Consider the following 17513-nt stretch of genomic DNA (forward strand, 5'->3'; position numbering starts at 1 on the left):
GAGATCGCCACCTGGCCTCAGGAAGACAGGTAGGAGGAGCGGGTCAGGCCCAGACGCAAGGCATCGAGAAATTGCGTGCGCTCGCTGGCGCTGATGCGTGCACTGGCGCACTTGTCGCGGTAATGCGTCATCAGCTCTTCCGGCGACAAGTGCACGTAACGCAGCATGTCTTCGATAGTGTCGTGGGTCTCGATGCCGGCGTGGTACACGCTGCCATCGGCGTTCTGGTAGATGTTCACCGAATCGGTGTCGCCGAACAGGTTGTGCATGTCGCCGAGAATTTCCTGATAGGCGCCGACCAGGAACACGCCCAGCAGGTAATCTTCGCCTTCATTCAAGGCGTGCACCGGCAGACTGGTTTCGATGCTCTGCTCATCGACGTACTGGTTGATCTTGCCGTCGGAGTCACAGGTCAGGTCCTGCAGCACCGCGCGGCGCAGCGGCTCCTCGTCGAGACGGTGCAGCGGGATGATCGGCAGCACCTGATCGATCGCCCAGGTGTCGGGCAGGCTCTGGAACACCGAGAAGTTGCAGATGTACTTGTCGGCCAGTTTGTCGTTGAGCTCGTCGAGCACCTGACGGTGCGAACGCTGACGCGCTTTAAGCGAGTTGTGCAGGCGCCGGCACACGGCGAAGTAGCACTGCTCGGCCAGGGCTTTTTCCGCCAGGGTCAGCTTGCCGTCGGCGTACTGCGCGGCAACGTCGCTCATGTAGTGAGTGGCGCGCCAGTAGGTTTCGGTGACCATTTCGATGTCGGTCGGGCCGAGCAGGTCAACGAGCCACTGCACGGTTTCCGGCAGGCTTTCCTTGTTCTCGATCAGCGGGATTTCGTCGTTGTGCTTCTCGACGTCGGTTACCTGCACCACCAGCATGGCGTGGTGAGCAGTCAGCGATCGGCCGCTTTCGGAGAAGATGTGTGGATGCGGCAGGCTCTGTGCATCGCAGAACTCCTTGAGCATGCCGACCACGACACCGGCGTAATCGTCCATGTCGTAGTTGATCGAACTGGCGTTACGCGAGTGGGTACCGTCGTAATCGACACCCAGGCCACCGCCGACGTCGATGTGATCGACCGGCAGACCGAGGTTGCGCAACTCGCCGTAATAACGGATCGCTTCCTTGAAGCCGTGCTGGTAGTCGGCCAGGTTGGCGATCTGCGAGCCCATGTGGAAGTGCAGCAGGCGAATGCCCTGATCCAGCCCGGCGGCGCGGAAACGCTCGACCACCGACAGCAGTTGCGCCGCGGACAGACCGAACTTGGATTTTTCGCCACCGGTGTCCGCCCACTTCGAGGAGGCCAGCGAAGACAGACGCACGCGCAAGCCAACCTGTGGCTTGACCTTGAGCGAGGCGGCTTCTTCGATCACCAGGCCGACTTCGGATTCTTTCTCGATGACGATGAATACGTTGTGGCCGAGTTTCTGGCCCATCAGCGCGAGGCGGATGAACTCACGGTCCTTGTAACCGTTGCAGACGATGGTGCCGCCCTTCGGCGCCAGCGCCAGCACCGCCAGCAGCTCAGGCTTGGAGCCGGCTTCCAGACCGATGGAGACATTCTGGGTGGCGATGATGTTCTCGATCACCGCTTCTTGCTGGTTGACCTTGATCGGGTAAAGCGCGGTGTATTTGCTCTGGTATTCCAGGCGTTCGATGTTCGAATCGAAAGCGCCGGTCAACTGACGGACACGGTCTTGCAGGATGTCGGGGAAACGTACCAGCAACGGCAAGGACAAACCGCTCTTGCGCAGTTGGTCGACTTGCTCGAACAGGTCGATGGGCGAGCTGCTTGGACCGTTCGGACGTACTTCGACGCGACCGGCTTCATTGATCGCGAAATACCCGGCCCCCCAATGGCGAATCCCGTAAACGCTGCGGCTGTCCGCAACTGTCCATTGGCTGCCATCGTCTTTACGTGTGCGTCGTACGGACATCGAAGTCCCCTATAAAGAAGTCAGAGTGCGTCGCCTGTCGTTCAGGCCGGCGCAGTCTAAAGAATGAAAATGACGGTTCGTCAGTGCGGCGGTAGACCGCACTGACTGCGTGGAGTTTAGAAACCGGTCATGAACAGGCTCTGTGAAAACCATGGCGACGATGCCGGATCTGCAACGCTGCAGAACCGGATCAAGCCGCCGGAGGGTTTCACAGAGGCTGCTAGCCGCCGGACTTCTTCGCCTTGAAACCGTGCTTGATCAGCTCAGCCAGGAGTAGCTCGACATGATCACCCTGGATTTCGATGACGCCGTCCTTCAGCGCCCCGCCGGTGCCGCAACGTTTTTTCAACGTCGTCGCCAACTCTTTGAGGGCGTCTTCGGCCAACGGCACGCCGGTGATGGTGGTCACCGTCTTGCCGCCACGGCCCTTGCTTTCGCGACGCACGCGGGCAATGCCGTCACCGGCCGGGATCACGGTTTGTTTGCAGATACAGGCGTCCACCGGTTTGCTGCATTCCGGACAGTGACGACCTGCGTCGGTAGAAAATACCAGGCCGCCCAGGGCGGCGAAGGATGCGGCTTTTTTGGCCACCGGCAATCCTCTCGGGAGGACAAAGACTGATCGCGACCCTGGGCAAGGTCCGCGACCGCGAAGCCCCACTCAGGCAGGGGCAGCGCTACTGCAACGAATGTTTATGAAAACGACTCGGCGCAGCTTGAAAAGGTCGCGCAGTGTAACGGCAAAAATCGCGATTGCTAAGTGCCAATCGGCGCCAATTCATGTGTTCTTTGCGACGTTGCTTTGCTGCGCCTTGAGATAGCGCTGCAAAGCGGCCAAAGAGTCCGGGCAATAAGGCTTGTGCAAGATTTCCTGCATGACCTGATCGACGGGAATGAAGCGCGCTTCAAGGACTTCTTCCGGCTGCAGTTTCAGCGGACCGTCCCAGACAGCGGAAAACGCCGAACACCAGAGACGGTTGCCGGTGTCTTCGAAGTAGAAATGATCGTGGGCGGTGAGCTCGACGCCGCTGACGCCCAGCTCCTCCTCCAGCTCGCGAGCCGCCGACTCGGCATAGCTTTCATCCGCCTGGACCATGCCGCCCGCGGCGACGTCCCAATATCCGGGATAGATCGCCTTGCTCAACGTGCGCCGGTGCACGCACAGCTCACCGGCGGAATTGAACAGCATGATGTAGGTGCCACGGCCAATCAGCCCGCGCTCGCGCAAATCGGAGCGCACCAGGGCGCCGAGCAGGTTGTCGTGCTCGTCGACCCAGGCGATCCGTTCAGCATCGGAAGCGGCGCGATGGGCTGCCTCCCTGGCGTTGTGGCTCATTGATCAGCCCTGATTGAGCAGTTGACGCAAATCGATCACCGCAGCGTTGGCCCGGGAAATATAGTTGGCCATCACCAGCGAGTGGTTGGCCAGTACTCCGAAGCCGCTGCCATTGAGAATCATAGGACTCCATACCGGTTCCTGCGAGGCTTCCAGCTCGCGAATGATCTGACGCACGCTGACCGTCGCGTTCTTCTTCGCCAGCACATCGGCAAAATCGACTTCGATCGCGCGCAGCAGGTGCGACAGCGCCCAGGCCTGACCGCGTGCTTCGTAGAACACGTTGTCGATCTGCATCCACGGTGTCTCGACGACCTCCTCGTCGACCTGCGGTACTTCGCCAACCGCGGGTACTTCGGTTTTCAGCGCGGTATTGAGTTTGACCCGACCGACGCTGGCCGACAGCCGTTGCGACAGCGACCCGAGACGGGTGCCGACATCGCCCAGCCAGTTATTGAGGTTGTCGGCGCGCGCGTAGAACAATGCGTTTTTCTGGTTCGGATCGGACAGGCGCGACTGGTAGCGGCTCAGGGAATTGATGCCTTCCTGATATTCCGACTCGCTGGACGGCAGCACCCAGCTTTTATTGTCGAAGTTGAAACGCGGTTCGGCCTTGGCCAGATCGGCGTCTTCGGCCGACTGCGATTGCGAACGGGCAAAATCCTTGCGCAGGGCACGGGTCAGGTCACGCACCTGCACCAGAACGCCGTATTCCCAGCTCGGCGTATTGTCCATCCACAGGCCCGGCGGGAAACGGTCGTTGGAAATGTAGCCGCCCGGCTTGTCGAGCAAGGTGCCGGCGACGGTCTTCAGGGTTTCGACCGTGGTGTAGCCGACGACCATTTGCTTGCCTTCTTTCTCGGCCGCGACCTGGGCATTTTGCGCCACCGGAAACAGCGCCGGCTCCTGGCTCCAGTACCAGCCAAGTCCAATGGTCACCAGCAGATAAAGGCCGACCAGTGTGGCCAGCGCGCGGCTGAACAACAGCCCGCTCACGTAGCTGCGGGTGGCCGACTTGGGCTCGGCGGCACGTTCAGGCGCGCTGCCCGCGCGGTTTTTCCAGTCCAGCATGGCGATATCCTTTCAATCACTTGAGTTCAACGGTTCGACCACAACCATACAACAACGTGCCAAGGCCTAGCACTGGCCGGTTGCGATAAGCCGCAAATGATGCGGGCGAGTGACGCTTGCCCTAGGGGAATCCCTGAGTCATAGCTCACACTTGTACGACGCACAAGGCGAGCACCACCGCTGGAAAGCGCTCTGGGTCAACATCGGCGACGCCCGCACACGGCGCAGCATGCGCCCGGCAGGCCGGGCACGAAACCAACCGGTCAGAAACTGAATGGTGTCGCACATCAGATTATTGACGTACGACACTCGTCTAAGGGAAAAGAGGTGCTAGCATAGAGCCACCAGTCGATCTCAGCATGCAGCCTAACTAGTAGTCAGGATATGACCGAGCCAGAAGACCCCAGCCGTGAGCGTCTCAAGCACCACTTTGCCCAGCGGGTAATTCATCAGGCGCGTCAGATTCTCGAGATATGGCAGCGCCTGCAGCGCAGCGAATGGTCAACCGTCGACCTCGCCGAACTGAGCGAGGCCAACCTGCGCCTGCTGCGTTTTGCCGAGCGTTTCGAACAGCCTGAGCACACGCAACTGGCGCGGCATATCAGCCAGTCGCTGGAAGCGGTGGACGCCAATCGCGGGCGCCTCAGCAGCGGGCTGATCACCGACCTCAACCGGTTGATGCAGCGCCTGTCGCGCACCGGCCTGCGGCATGGCGATCAGCTCGAGCAAACCTTTCTGCCGCCGCTGCGCAAGCCGATCTATGTGCTGCTGCAAGATTATGACCGCGCTGAACGGCTGGCCAAACAACTGGAGTTTTTCGGTTTGAGCGCGCAGGCGCTGGACAGCGTTTCGGCGTTTCGCTCATCGATGGTCGAGCGCCTGCCGGCGGCGATTGTCATGGACGTGGACTTCAGCGGGCCCGGCGTCGGCCTGAAACTTGCCGCTGAAGCCCAGGTCGGTCTCGACGAGCCGTTGCCGCTGCTGTTTTTCAGCCTGCATGAAACCGACACCCCGACCCGCCTAGCCGCCGTGCGCGCCGGCGGCCAGGAATTTCTCACCGGCACCCTCGAAGCGTCGAGCCTGCTGGAAAAAATCGAAGTGCTCACCTGCGTTGCGCAGTACGAACCCTATAAAGTACTGATCATCGATGACTCGCGCGCCCAGGCCTTGCACACCGAGCGCCTGCTCAACAGCGCCGGGATCGTCACGCGCACCTTGATCGAGCCGATCCAGGCGATGGCCGAACTGGCGGACTTCCAGCCCGACCTGATCATCCTCGACATGTACATGCCGGCCTGCACCGGCACCGAACTGGCCAAGGTGATCCGTCACAACGACCGCTATGTCAGTGTGCCGATCATTTATCTGTCGGCCGAGGACGATCTGGACAAGCAGCTCGACGCCATGAGCGAAGGCGGCGATGACTTCCTGACCAAGCCGATCAAGCCACGCCACCTGATTACGACGGTGCGCAACCGTGCTGCCCGCGCGCGCAATCTGAAAGCGCGGATGGTGCGCGACAGCCTGACTGGCCTGTACAACCACACGCACATCCTGCAATTGCTTGAGGACTGCTCGTTCCGCGCCCGCCGCGAGAACAAGCCGCTGAGTTTTGCCATGCTCGACATCGACCACTTCAAACGGGTCAACGACAGCCACGGCCACCCGATGGGCGACAGGGTGATCAAGAGCCTGGCGCTGTTTCTCAAGCAGCGCCTGCGCAAGACCGATTTCATTGGCCGTTACGGCGGTGAAGAGTTCGCCATCGTCATGCCCGACACAGACATCGAAGCCGCACACAATGTGCTCGATGAGATCCGCCAGCGCTTCGCCGAAATTCACTATCCGGCGCAGCCGCAGGACTTGTGGTGCACCTTCAGCGCCGGCGTGGTGGAAATGCACGACGACTGCGACAGCCTGATGATGGCCAGTCAGGCCGACGAAGCGCTGTACCGTGCCAAGGGTGCCGGACGCAATCGGGTGCAGACCGCACGACACTCAAAGCAAAGTGCCACTTTTTCATCGGAATCCACTGATTCGGTCATAACCCTGTAACAGAACCGCAATAAATTCAGGCGCTTACCATTTCTGCCGTTGGTAGCCGTCATGCGCCTGAAGTTGCTCACCAATCTCAATACGCTGCTGCTGGTCGCTGTGTGCCTGGCACTCGGCGCCACGCTGTGGTGGTCGCAAAAAGCCCTCGAACGTCCCTATCTGCTGATGGAGCGATATCTGGGCCTGTCCCAGCAATTTCAGAACGAAGTCGCACGCAACGTCGAGGATTACCTCGCCAGCGGCGACGCCTTGCGGTTGAGCAGCGCCAGCCAGGCCATCGACGACTTGCAAACGCAACTGGCTGATCTACCACCGACGCTGGCCGATTCGCTGCGCCCGAGCCTGTCCGGGCTGGCCGAGTTCAGCAAGACTGACCTGCTCGCCGCCGGCAAACTGGCCGGTGATCCGCAGGCCTTGCTGCTACAAGCCGAGCGCGAATTGAGCGCCAGCCTCGAACAACTGAGCACGTACGCCAACGGCAACGCGAGCTACCTGACGCCGCTGCTGGTGGCGTCACAGCATCTGGGCAAGCTCTCGCTGGCACGCGACAAACTGGTCAGCAGCGGACGCAGCGAACTGGCTGCGGATGTCGAGCGCGAAGTCAGCAACATCCGCGCCCAGGCGCAAGCCATCGACGCCCTGTCCCTGCTCGGCGTGGTCAGCCAGAGCGCCTCCGGCAGCGACGACTTCGCCGCGATGATGGGCATCGAGAACAGCGAAAAAACCGTCGCCGAAGACGCTGGTGTCGGCCTCAAACGGGAACTCAACAGCCTGCTCGGTCGTTATCCGGCGGAGCTTGAGCGCACCCGTGAGCAAATTCAGAAACGCACTGATTTGAGTGTCGCGACCCATCAGAAAATCGCTGCGGTGCAACAAGCCATCGCGGCTCTGGAACCGGCGGTGCGCGCCCAGCACGGGCAGATCCAGGGCGAAGTTCGCTTGATGCAAGGCGTGATGATCGGCCTGATTCTGCTGATCGCGCTGCTGATCGACACCTTGCAGCGTCGCCTGGCGCGCACCCTGACCAATCTCGCCCCGGCGCTGTCGACCTGGGCCGAGGGCGATTTCAGCAGTGACATCCGCTTGGGCAAGACCAACCGCGAACTGCATGACATCGAAGCCTCGCTCAATCGCTTGCGTGCGTATCTGGTGGATCTGGTCGGGACCATTCGCGGCAATGCCGAGCAAGTGGCGGGCAGCAGCCGCACCTTGGCCGAGCTGAGCAGTGACCTGCACAGCGGCGCTGAGCATCAGGCTGGCGACACCGCATTGATCCGCGATTCGCTGGGCGAACTGGAGGCGACCATTCAACAGGTCGCCGGCGATGCGCAGCAGGCAGCGGACGCCAGCCGCCACGCGGGCCTTGCCGTTGAGCATGGTCAGACGGTGATCGGCCAGAGCCTCACCGGGCTGCATGCGCTGGTCGGTGAAGTGCAAGGCAACGCGCAGATGATCGAGCACCTGGCCGAAGAGTCGGCCACCATCGGCGGCGTGCTGACGGTGATTCGCTCGATTGCCGACCAGACTAACCTGCTCGCCCTGAACGCGGCGATTGAAGCGGCGCGCGCCGGGGAAATGGGTCGCGGTTTCGCGGTGGTCGCCGAAGAAGTACGCTCGCTGGCGCAACGCACGGCTGGCGCCACGGCAGAGATCCAGACGCTGATTGCCGGCCTGCAAACCGCCGCCCGGCAATCGGTCGAAGGCATGCGTGCCCAGGTCGAACACGCCGAGGCCACCGCCAATCAGGCGCAAGCGGCCGACGGTGCACTGGACAAGATTGTCGGGGCAATCCAGACCATTTCCGACACTGCGATTCGCATTGCCGACGTCACCGCACAGCAGAGCGGCGCAGTCAGCGAAATCCGCGATCACAGCGAGCGAATTCATCAGCTGGGTGGGGAAAATCTGCTGCGCATCGGTCGTGGTCGCGAACAAGGCGAGAACTTGCTGGTATTGGGCGGGCAACTGCATACCGCCGTTAAGGCCTTTCGCGTCTGACAAATCGCTATCGCGAGCAGGCTCACTCCTACATTGGATCGCGTCCCCCCTGTAGGAGTGAGCCTGCTCGCGATGGCGTCAGCCCAGCCGCCACTGAATGACCGGATTCGACACATTAGTCACATACTTCGCGCAAACATCGGCCATCGTGCTGGCTATTGCATGGAACTGGACAGTCACAAAGGCTTTGCGGCATAGTCGCCGGGTTCTGACGATTGCTCATTCATGACAAGGACTCCGCAGATGGCGACCCTACTGGTGCTGCACGGCCCCAATCTGAACCTGCTCGGCACCCGCGAACCCGGCACTTACGGTTCGACGACGCTGGCGCAGATCAACCAGGATCTGGAGCGCCGCGCCCGAGAAGCCGGCCATCATCTGCTGTATCTGCAAAGCAACGCCGAGTACGAATTGATCGAGCGCATCCACGCCGCCCGCGGCGAAGGTGTCGATTTCATTCTGATCAATCCGGCGGCTTTTACGCACACAAGTGTCGCATTACGTGACGCGCTGCTGGGAGTGAGCATCCCATTCATCGAAGTGCATTTGTCCAACGTGCACAAACGCGAACCTTTCCGCCATCACTCCTACTTCTCCGATGTAGCGGTGGGAGTGATCTGCGGCCTTGGCGCCAGCGGTTACCGACTGGCCCTGGAGGCCGCGCTAGAACAGCTTGAAACACAGGCAACGACTTGAACAACAAGCGTTAAACGCCCCTGACCGACCCTTGGGAGTTGATGATTCATGGATATCCGTAAAGTTAAGAAACTGATCGAATTGCTGGAAGAGTCCGGCATCGACGAGCTCGAGATCAAGGAAGGCGAAGAGTCCGTACGCATCAGCCGTCACAGCAAGACCCCGGCTCAGCAATACTACGCGCCGGCCCCGATGCAGGCTCCGGCCGCTGCACCTGCCGCCGCTCCAGTCGCTGCTGCCGCCCCGGTTGCCGCTGCTGCCCCGGCGCTGAACGGCACCGTTGCCCGTTCGCCGATGGTCGGCACGTTCTATCGCAAATCTTCGCCAGCGTCGCCAGCCTTCGTTGAAGTCGGCCAGACCGTGAAGAAAGGCGACACCCTGTGCATCGTCGAAGCCATGAAGATGATGAACCACATCGAAGCTGAAACCAGCGGTGTGATCGAGTCCATCCTCGTCGAAGACGGCCAGCCGGTTGAGTACGACCAACCGCTGTTCACCATCGTTTGAACTGCGGAGAGCCTTTGATGACTGCGAAGTTGGAAAAAGTTCTGATCGCGAACCGCGGTGAGATCGCCCTGCGGATTCTGCGTGCCTGCAAAGAGATGGGCATCAAGACCGTCGCCGTTTACTCCAAGGCCGACAAAGAGCTGATGCACCTGGGTCTGGCAGACGAATCCGTCTGCATCGGCCCGGCGTCTGCCTCTCAGTCTTACCTGCACATCCCGGCCATCATCGCCGCCGCTGAAGTGACTGGCGCTACCGCCATCCACCCAGGCTACGGTTTCCTCGCGGAAAACGCCGATTTTGCCGAGCAGGTCGAGAACTCCGGCTTCGCCTTCATCGGCCCGAAAGCCGAAACCATTCGCCTGATGGGTGACAAGGTCTCGGCCAAGCACGCAATGATCGAAGCAGGCGTTCCTACCGTTCCAGGTTCCGACGGCCCACTGCCGGAAGACGAAGAAACGGCACTGCGCATCGGTCGCGAAGTCGGCTACCCGGTGATCATCAAGGCCGCTGGCGGCGGTGGTGGTCGCGGCATGCGTGTGGTGCACAAGGAAGAAGACCTGATCGCCTTCGCCAAACTGACCCGCACCGAAGCAGGCGCGGCGTTCGGCAACCCGATGGTCTATCTGGAAAAATTCCTCACCAACCCGCGCCACGTCGAAGTGCAAGTGTTGTCCGACGGCCAGGGCCACGCCATCCATTTGGGCGACCGCGATTGCTCGCTGCAGCGTCGTCACCAGAAGGTCCTCGAAGAAGCGCCGGCACCGGGCATCGACGAGAAAGCGCGTCAGGAAGTCCTGGCTCGTTGCGTCAAGGCGTGCATCGACATCGGTTACCGCGGCGCCGGCACTTTCGAGTTCCTCTACGAAAACGGTCGCTTCTACTTCATCGAAATGAACACCCGTGTTCAGGTGGAGCACCCGGTTTCGGAGATGGTCACCGGTCTCGACATCGTCAAGGAGATGCTCAGCATCGCCGCTGGCAACAAGCTGTCGTTCACTCAGGATGACGTGGTGATTCGCGGTCACTCGCTGGAGTGCCGGATCAACGCCGAAGACCCGAAAACCTTCATGCCGAGCCCGGGTACGGTCAAGCATTTCCACGCCCCGGGCGGCAACGGCGTACGCGTCGATTCGCACCTGTACAGCGGTTATGCCGTTCCGCCGAACTACGACTCGCTGATCGGTAAGCTGATCACTTACGGCGCGACCCGCGAAGAAGCCATGGCGCGCATGCGCAATGCCCTGGACGAAATCGTGGTCGACGGGATCAAGACCAACATCCCGCTGCACCGTGATCTGGTCCGCGACGAAGGCTTCTGCAAAGGCGGTGTGAACATTCACTACCTTGAGCACAAGCTGGCCAAGCAATCGTAAGACTGCATTGGCGTGAAAAACCCGATCCCTGTGATCGGGTTTTTTTATGCCCGCAACAAAAACATCAGTTCATCAACACCGTCGAGAAAGCCTGCTCCTCGATCATCGCAGCGGTAGCCCGGCGGCCGGCCTGATCGACTACATCGCCCGAGGCGTTCTGATACAACGGCCTGCTGCGCACCCGCTGCATGAAGCTTGTCGCGCGCGTCGAAACCGCATCGTCGGCATACCGCGCCCGCTGCAAAACCGGCGTATACAACCGCTCAACCTGACTGGCGGATGTCTTGAACACGGTCGATACACCGTTGTGCAGATTCAACGACACGGCGTAATTGTTGCCAAGACAAGAGGAATAGGACCAGTAATCCCAGGTCGGTCGCAGCCCTTGCTGGCGCAATACGCGCCTGACCGATCCGCCGATATCCGTGCCAGTCAACCAGTCGCCGCCGACCAGCGTAGCGCGAACATCCTTGGTCGAGCCTCCCAATCGTTTCATCACGTCCCGAACGGTGCGTTCGATCAGCGAGCGAATGTTGTGATCGAAATGGACGACCGCGCCAACCTTCGTCAGCGGGTTGTACATCGAGGCGATGACACAGGTCTGCGCGTTCAGCGAAAACAGATAATTGTCCTTCGACCCGGCAACGAACTTCGCGACCACAGCCTCACCCTGCATTGCGCCCCGGTTGAGCACCGGCTCGAGACGCCCGGGAAACGCGTTGCGAAGATTGTTCACATGGCCAAGATTGCGCACCCGATCATTGCCGCCGCGCAGCCCGACACGGTCATGGGTCCACTTACCGCTGGCTGTCAAACGTATGGGCCGCTGATAAATGGCCGCGGGGCGACGGGCATCAATCAGGCTGAGCCCACCGAAATGCGGATTTTCCCGGACCTGGAAATACTTGCCTTTATTGCGGATGTAATAGCTTGGTTGAGGCTGCCCGGCGCTTGGCGGACTGCGCCAGGTACCGAAAAACACCGTTTCTTCAGTGACCCGCTGCAACTGTTCGGGCGCCTTGCCAACGGCCTGCCCGGCGCGAAAACGCACCTCCCGGACCGCCGGCAGCGTTTCCTTGCGAATCGGCGCCAGCGTCTCAAGGCGTTCGGCCAACAATGAGACCGGCCTCGTCGTGCGTCTCAGGCTTCTGGCCGTGCCGGCGAGCAACTTGACCGCGCTGCCGACACCCACCATGGCAAACAGCGCGCCCCAGGATGCTTCCAGCCAATGACCGAGCGCGCCATCAACATCGCCCTCCAGGTGTGCCGCGACTGCCTGGCCGGCGCTGATCGCGATGAATACAACATCCAGCAGCAAGGCAAACGGCGGAAACACCATACAAAACGGCGCCGCGCCGAACATCAGTCCCTTCACCACTTGTCTTTCGATCATTTCCGCACGGCTGGTGGTGATGTCCTCCACGTCCGTGACCGTGCGCTCGATGTAAGCGTTGAACTCATTGCGCGCGTCAATCACTCGCTGCGCTTCGTACAGCGTATCGACGCGCTGTTTCTTTGCCGCTATCGCGCGCAATGAGCGTGACACGGTATTGCGCGCAGCGACGGGGCAGCGCGCCATCAGATAGTCATGCAATGTACCGGCGACCTCGCCCTCCAGTGACAGATACGGGCGCACCGTCAGACCGTCGGGAGCATCCGGCGTGTATAGCCACCGGGACGGTTCGGGCTGGCAACAGATAAAAACGTATACCCCCAGCACGACGTTATGGCGCACGGTGAACTTGAACACGCCGTCGCTCGCAGCAATGTCGGCACCCGGCACATGCGCTCCCGACGTTGACGGTTGGCTGAGCAGCGAGACCTGACGGACCAGCGCCGAATACACCGCATCGCTCAAGCGCGCCTGACTTCTGGCAATGCGCAGGTCACGATCCATTTTCGACAACAGCACATTGCGGTAGCCGAACCGACGCAACTCGTAGGCTTCATCGCGAGCGTCCAGGTATTGGCCACGAATCTCTTTCGCGTACTGTTCACCCAGCCAGGCCCCACGCATGTACCGCGCCAGATCGGCACTGCGCACCTGACTCAAATCCTGACCAACTGACGAGCGCACACCTCTTTTCGGATGTTCGATGCCAGCGTTGTCATCGTAGCCGTAGATCGCCAGATCGAGCAGACTGGCTGACGGCTGCTTCCTGCGGTCGGCAATGCCGGGGCTGTAATCGATCAACACGGTCGCTGGGTCGACCGGCTCAAGCACATTCTTGCTGCGCAAATACGGCGCAATCGCTGCGGCAACCGTGCGCCTGGCGAAGTCGACGAAAACTTCGAAACCGCCCAGTAATTCATTGAAAGCCTGCTGATGCATTACCAGCTCCTGATTCAGGCTACTGATGCGCCGGCGTGCCTCGAGACCAAGCGTTGTGTACCAGCGCAGCGAGTTGTCTTCCTCGACACGCTGCAGGTTTTTTGCCAGGCCCATTTCGACCACGGCCTTGATGCATTCGGCGAACGAGGTCGGGCCACGACGGATGTCGCTGGTCATTCCCCAGAGAGGCGGGCTCGCCGACACGGCTAACAGGTAATCGCGCGCCGTGCGATGTGCCGTTGGCGAAAGTTGCTGCAACAGGTATTCGCGCCCGGATTCGCTCTGCGTCCAGCTCCAGACTTCTCCGGTCAACGCCGCCAGCGAACGCAAGCGCACCCACTCCTGGCCGTCTGGCTTGTTCGGCGCGTACAGCAAGAGATCCTCTACCTTTTGCGCAGTCTCCTGGCGATAACACACCAGCAGGTCAGCACACTGCATGCCGTTGGGCAACGTCAGCGCAGCGAATCGCAGAGTTTTTTCTGTGTCATCTGTCGCCCACGCCTGACCGAGACGGTCATGGTCGGCCACGGTCAAATGCCCAGCGCAACGCGCAACGAACGCGCTTTGTTTGAGCCGCGCGACAAGCCAGTCGAACGAGGCTTGCTGCACGTCTTCGCGCTTGTACTGCCGGGCCAGAACTTGCAGGTAATCCGCCGGACAGTCCAGCTCTGCCAGCATGTCGGCAACCAATGTCGGCGTCAGAGGCTGATTACGTTGCGCGGGACCACTGGTAACGTCCAGCACCGCAGCGAAATCCTTACCGATCGGCCCCGCCGCGAGCAATTCGCTCAGGCTGCGGTTCTGCGTCGGCTCGCCAACCGCCGAGCGCCATTTCAAGCGCACCTCGATGCGGTCCGGTTCTACTTCGATGTCGAGCTTGAGCAGAATGTAATCGATTGCTTGTTGACGGGCGAAGGCGCGCAGCGATCCATAGCCTTCCAGCAGGTCATCAAGCGCGGCCTGGGCCAGTGACGTCTGTTGCTGATACTGGCGCAATCTGGCGCGGTCCGGTTCGTTCAGGACTCGCAGCCAGTGCGGCAAACTCGCGTATGACTGCGCTTGAAGAATTTTCTTTTCCGCACCGGTTGCCAGCGCGGTCAACCGATACCGGCGAGCGTTTCGGTCCTCAATCTTTTCGATTTGCCTGCGCAATCGATCCAGCGTCAGGTTCGCGAGCCGGTCTGCGTTGAACAACGCGTCGATATCGTCGATAAACCGCTGCAGCTTGCGCACGACGAGGTGATCGAACGCCGCCTCCTGCCCCTTGGTTTGCCAATGCTCTTGCAGGTAGTTTTTGTACTGAACAAGGAAATGCTCGGCAACGCTATCCACTGTCTGAATGACCCCTTCACGATGGCTGGCAGGCAGTCCCTGATCGGCACCACCCGGCCAGCGATACGGAGCGTCGCGGATCGCCAGGTACATAAGAGGCTTGCCATCGATCATTTTCTGCACAATCGCATCAAGCAGGACCTGTACAAAACCCGGATCGATATTGCCGTCAGAGTAATGACTGCGCAGTTCGGTCAATGCGAAATCTTCCATGGCCTCGAGCAAACTCATCTGGCTGCTCAGGCGCTTGTCGATCAACACCTGCCAACGCGTAATCCGCAGCAAAACCTCCTGCACCGTCCCTGCAGACGCAGCGGTGGCTGCGGTTTCTTCTACAATCCCTTGTTGAGTCGCCATATTCCCGGCCCGTCGTTGCGTAGAAATGAGCCTCCACTGTATTTGCCGACCAGCGCGCTCAGGCGATACACCGGTATATCGCGCCCGCGAATGTGTAACAGCAGACCGGCTTGTCCACTTTGCTGGCGACCTGGCGTAAACTGCGCGCTTTTGCAGCTTCGGGCTGCCCCACAGATTTCAAAGGTAACCGCCATGCCCTGGCTGCAAGTCCGTCTCGCCATCACCCCGGAACAAGCCGAAACCTACGAGGACGCGTTCCTTGAGGTGGGCGCTGTGTCGGTGACGTTCATGGACGCTGAAGACCAGCCGATCTTCGAGCCGGAACTCAACACCACCCCGCTGTGGTCGCACACGCATTTGCTGGCGCTGTTCGAGGGTGGCACTGAACCGGAACCGGTTCTGGCTCATCTGGAGTTGCTGACCGGCAGCCCGCTGCCCGAGCACCACAGTGAAGTGATCGAAGATCAGGATTGGGAGCGCAGTTGGATGGACGGCTTCCAGCCGATGCGCTTCGGTCAGCGCCTGTGGATCGTGCCGAGCTGGCACGCCGCACCGGAACCTGACGCGGTCAACCTGCTGCTGGACCCGGGCCTGGCGTTCGGCACCGGCACGCACCCGACCACCGCACTGTGTCTGGAATGGCTAGACGGCCAGGATCTGAAAGACTGCGACGTGCTCGACTTCGGTTGCGGCTCAGGGATTCTGGCGATCGCGGCGCTGCTGCTGGGCGCGAAACAAGCGGTCGGCACCGACATCGACGTACAGGCGCTGGAAGCTTCGCGCGACAATGCCGGGCGCAACCACATCGCCGACGAACTGTTCCCGCTGTACCTGCCGCAAGACCTGCCGCAGGTCAAAGCCGATGTGCTGGTCGCCAATATCCTCGCCGGCCCGCTGGTTTCGCTGGCACCGCAACTGTCTGGCCTGGTCAAGCCCGGCGGGCGTCTGGCGCTGTCGGGCATCCTCGCCGAACAAGGTGACGAAGTCGCCGCCGCTTATGCACAGGACTTCGATCTCGACCCGATTGCCAATCGCGACGGCTGGGTGCGCATCACTGGCCGTCGGCGCTAATATGAGCGCCTGCATAAACCGGATCGCCGCATGACCGACAGCTTCGTCACTCAGTGCCCGCATTGCCAAACCAGTTTCCGCGTCAGCCATGCTCAATTGAGCGTGGCCCGCGGGGTGGTTCGCTGCGGCTCCTGCCTGCAAGTGTTCAACGCCGCCAAACAGTTGCTTGAACAACACGCCGGCAAGGATGCACTGACGCCCATCGCGCCGGCGCAGGCTGAAGCACCATCACCTGTCGTCGGTGAAACACCAGCGCCACGCGCGATCAGCCAAAAGCAGTGGAACGCTTCGGAACTGGATCTCGACAGCCTCGACCTGGATCAGGAACTGGCCCGTCTCGAGCAACGCGAAATTCAGCCGGTCACCGAACCGGGGCGCACTCGCGAGGAATCTCTGAGTGCACGCCGCGACAGCCCCGAACCGGATGACGCGGCATGGCCGGGCAGCCTGTTCAGCGAACCGGCCGATGAGCGCACATCGAAGCCGGATGGCGAGCCGGACATCGAAGCCATCGAAACCCTCGAACCCGAACGCACCGAACCCTCGCTGTCGCTGGAACCGGTGGATCTGGATGACGAGCCGCGCATTCCGCAGTTGCGCCTGCACGACCCGATCGACCCGAATGCCCGCCGTGAACGGCTGTCGGCCAGCGACGACAGCGATGATGACGATTTGCCGTCGATCGCGCCGCTGCGCAAAAAGCGCGAACGCGCAGAACCCGGCGTACGTGCCGAAGTCCTGCAAGACCTGACCGACGATCCGCTGCAACTCGACTGGCAAAAACGCCGCTCGCCCTGGGGCCGACGCCTGCTCTGGCTGCTGCTGGTACTGATCGCGGCGGGTTGTCTGGCGGCGCAGTACATCGCCTATCATTTCGACGAACTGGCCCGGCAGGATCAATACCGCCCGTGGTTCCAGCAAATCTGCCCGCAGATCGGCTGCACGGTGCCGTCCAAGGTCGACATCGCCAGAATCAAGAGCAGCAATCTGGTGGTGCGCAGCCATCCGGAATTCAACGGTGCACTGGTGGTCGATGCGATCATCTACAACCGGGCGACGTTTTCCCAGCCGTTCCCGCTGCTGGAACTGCGCTTTGCCGATCTCAATGGTCATCTGATCGCCAGTCGTCGCTTCAAACCCGGCGAATATCTCAAGGGCGATCTTGAAGGCCTGCCAGAGATGCCGCCGCAGACGCCGATCCACATTGCACTGGACATTCTCGATCCGGGCCCGAAAGCGGTGAATTACAGCCTGAGTTTCCACTCACCCGAGTGAAGCCCGCGAGGTTTGTGGATTGACGGCGGTTTTCTGACTTCGCCGTGCACGACCAAACCAGCGGCGATAACAAAATTACTGTTCAGATTTTGTTCAATTCAGCCTTTAACCAGTCATCGAGAGCGGGTATCATGCCCACCCTTTTTCGAACTCTCATGATCCGGCCCCACCTCAGGGAA

General features: G+C 60.8%; 12 protein-coding genes. 7 read left to right on the forward strand and 5 right to left on the reverse strand.

Going from position 1 to position 17513, the window contains the following annotated elements; translation table 11 throughout:
* Positions 1 to 17: 17 nt before the first annotated feature.
* The 4 genes from speA to BLU24_RS25405 all read right to left on the reverse strand — a co-directional run bounded on the left by speA (position 18) and on the right by BLU24_RS25405 (position 4338).
* Entirely contained in the window at positions 18 to 1931 is a 1914-nt protein-coding gene (gene speA / locus BLU24_RS25390) for an arginine decarboxylase (RefSeq protein WP_090281072.1), read from the reverse strand.
* A gap of 220 nt (positions 1932 to 2151) precedes the next feature.
* On the reverse strand, positions 2152 to 2523 hold the full coding sequence (locus BLU24_RS25395; protein WP_041068080.1) for a translation initiation factor Sui1: 372 nt from the start codon (positions 2521 to 2523) through the stop codon (positions 2152 to 2154).
* 186 nt (positions 2524 to 2709) lie between these two features.
* Positions 2710 to 3267 carry an NUDIX hydrolase gene (locus tag BLU24_RS25400; RefSeq protein WP_093105126.1) on the reverse strand — a complete coding sequence of 186 codons (558 nt, stop codon included), beginning with the start codon at positions 3265 to 3267 and terminating at the stop codon, positions 2710 to 2712.
* Positions 3268 to 3270: 3 nt separating this feature from the next.
* Positions 3271 to 4338, reverse strand: coding sequence for a DUF2333 family protein (locus tag BLU24_RS25405; RefSeq protein ID WP_090281066.1), 1068 nt, complete (start codon positions 4336 to 4338; stop codon positions 3271 to 3273).
* A 384-nt stretch (positions 4339 to 4722) separates the two neighbouring features.
* Here BLU24_RS25405 and gcbA point away from each other — a divergent pair, with 384 nt between their 5' ends.
* From gcbA to accC, 5 genes are all read left to right on the forward strand, one after another.
* Complete coding sequence (gene gcbA, locus BLU24_RS25410; RefSeq protein ID WP_093105129.1) at positions 4723 to 6393, forward strand: diguanylate cyclase GcbA; 1671 nt, start codon at positions 4723 to 4725, stop codon at positions 6391 to 6393.
* Positions 6394 to 7347: 954 nt separating this feature from the next.
* Positions 7348 to 8391, forward strand: a complete 1044-nt coding sequence (locus BLU24_RS28310; protein WP_418951633.1) for a methyl-accepting chemotaxis protein — start codon at positions 7348 to 7350, stop codon at positions 8389 to 8391.
* Positions 8392 to 8634: 243 nt separating this feature from the next.
* On the forward strand, positions 8635 to 9087 hold the full coding sequence (aroQ, locus tag BLU24_RS25420; protein WP_090281057.1) for a type II 3-dehydroquinate dehydratase: 453 nt from the start codon (positions 8635 to 8637) through the stop codon (positions 9085 to 9087).
* A 48-nt stretch (positions 9088 to 9135) separates the two neighbouring features.
* The gene (gene accB / locus BLU24_RS25425) at positions 9136 to 9594 is read left to right on the forward strand and encodes an acetyl-CoA carboxylase biotin carboxyl carrier protein (protein ID WP_093105137.1); all 459 of its coding nucleotides are present in this window, start codon (positions 9136 to 9138) and stop codon (positions 9592 to 9594) included.
* A gap of 17 nt (positions 9595 to 9611) precedes the next feature.
* On the forward strand, positions 9612 to 10967 hold the full coding sequence (gene accC, locus BLU24_RS25430; RefSeq protein ID WP_093105142.1) for an acetyl-CoA carboxylase biotin carboxylase subunit: 1356 nt from the start codon (positions 9612 to 9614) through the stop codon (positions 10965 to 10967).
* A gap of 64 nt (positions 10968 to 11031) precedes the next feature.
* Here accC and BLU24_RS25435 read toward each other — a convergent pair whose 3' ends face one another.
* Positions 11032 to 14988 (reverse strand): type III effector 1, encoded by a 3957-nt coding sequence (locus BLU24_RS25435; RefSeq protein WP_157720873.1) that lies wholly within the window; start codon positions 14986 to 14988, stop codon positions 11032 to 11034.
* A 192-nt stretch (positions 14989 to 15180) separates the two neighbouring features.
* On the opposite strand from BLU24_RS25435, the gene prmA reads away from it, so the two are divergent.
* The gene (gene prmA, locus BLU24_RS25440; RefSeq protein ID WP_093105152.1) at positions 15181 to 16059 is read left to right on the forward strand and encodes a 50S ribosomal protein L11 methyltransferase; all 879 of its coding nucleotides are present in this window, start codon (positions 15181 to 15183) and stop codon (positions 16057 to 16059) included.
* Positions 16060 to 16089: 30 nt separating this feature from the next.
* Entirely contained in the window at positions 16090 to 17334 is a 1245-nt protein-coding gene (locus BLU24_RS25445) for a DUF3426 domain-containing protein (RefSeq protein ID WP_093105157.1), read from the forward strand.
* The last annotated feature ends 179 nt before the right edge of the window (positions 17335 to 17513 follow it).

It is taken from the genome of Pseudomonas sp. Z003-0.4C(8344-21), from assembly GCF_900104975.1.
GTDB lineage: Bacteria > Pseudomonadota > Gammaproteobacteria > Pseudomonadales > Pseudomonadaceae > Aquipseudomonas > Aquipseudomonas granadensis.

Coding starts and splice junctions, on each gene's coding strand:
- speA (WP_090281072.1), bottom strand. CDS start 1,931: ATGTCCGTACGACGCACACGTAAAGACGATGGCAGCCAATGGACAGTT.
- BLU24_RS25400 (WP_093105126.1), bottom strand. CDS start 3,267: ATGAGCCACAACGCCAGGGAGGCAGCCCATCGCGCCGCTTCCGATGCT.
- BLU24_RS25405 (WP_090281066.1), bottom strand. CDS start 4,338: ATGCTGGACTGGAAAAACCGCGCGGGCAGCGCGCCTGAACGTGCCGCC.
- gcbA (WP_093105129.1), top strand. CDS start 4,723: ATGACCGAGCCAGAAGACCCCAGCCGTGAGCGTCTCAAGCACCACTTT.
- BLU24_RS28310 (WP_418951633.1), top strand. CDS start 7,348: ATGATCGGCCTGATTCTGCTGATCGCGCTGCTGATCGACACCTTGCAG.
- aroQ (WP_090281057.1), top strand. CDS start 8,635: ATGGCGACCCTACTGGTGCTGCACGGCCCCAATCTGAACCTGCTCGGC.
- accB (WP_093105137.1), top strand. CDS start 9,136: ATGGATATCCGTAAAGTTAAGAAACTGATCGAATTGCTGGAAGAGTCC.
- accC (WP_093105142.1), top strand. CDS start 9,612: ATGACTGCGAAGTTGGAAAAAGTTCTGATCGCGAACCGCGGTGAGATC.
- BLU24_RS25435 (WP_157720873.1), bottom strand. CDS start 14,988: ATGGCGACTCAACAAGGGATTGTAGAAGAAACCGCAGCCACCGCTGCG.
- prmA (WP_093105152.1), top strand. CDS start 15,181: ATGCCCTGGCTGCAAGTCCGTCTCGCCATCACCCCGGAACAAGCCGAA.
- BLU24_RS25445 (WP_093105157.1), top strand. CDS start 16,090: ATGACCGACAGCTTCGTCACTCAGTGCCCGCATTGCCAAACCAGTTTC.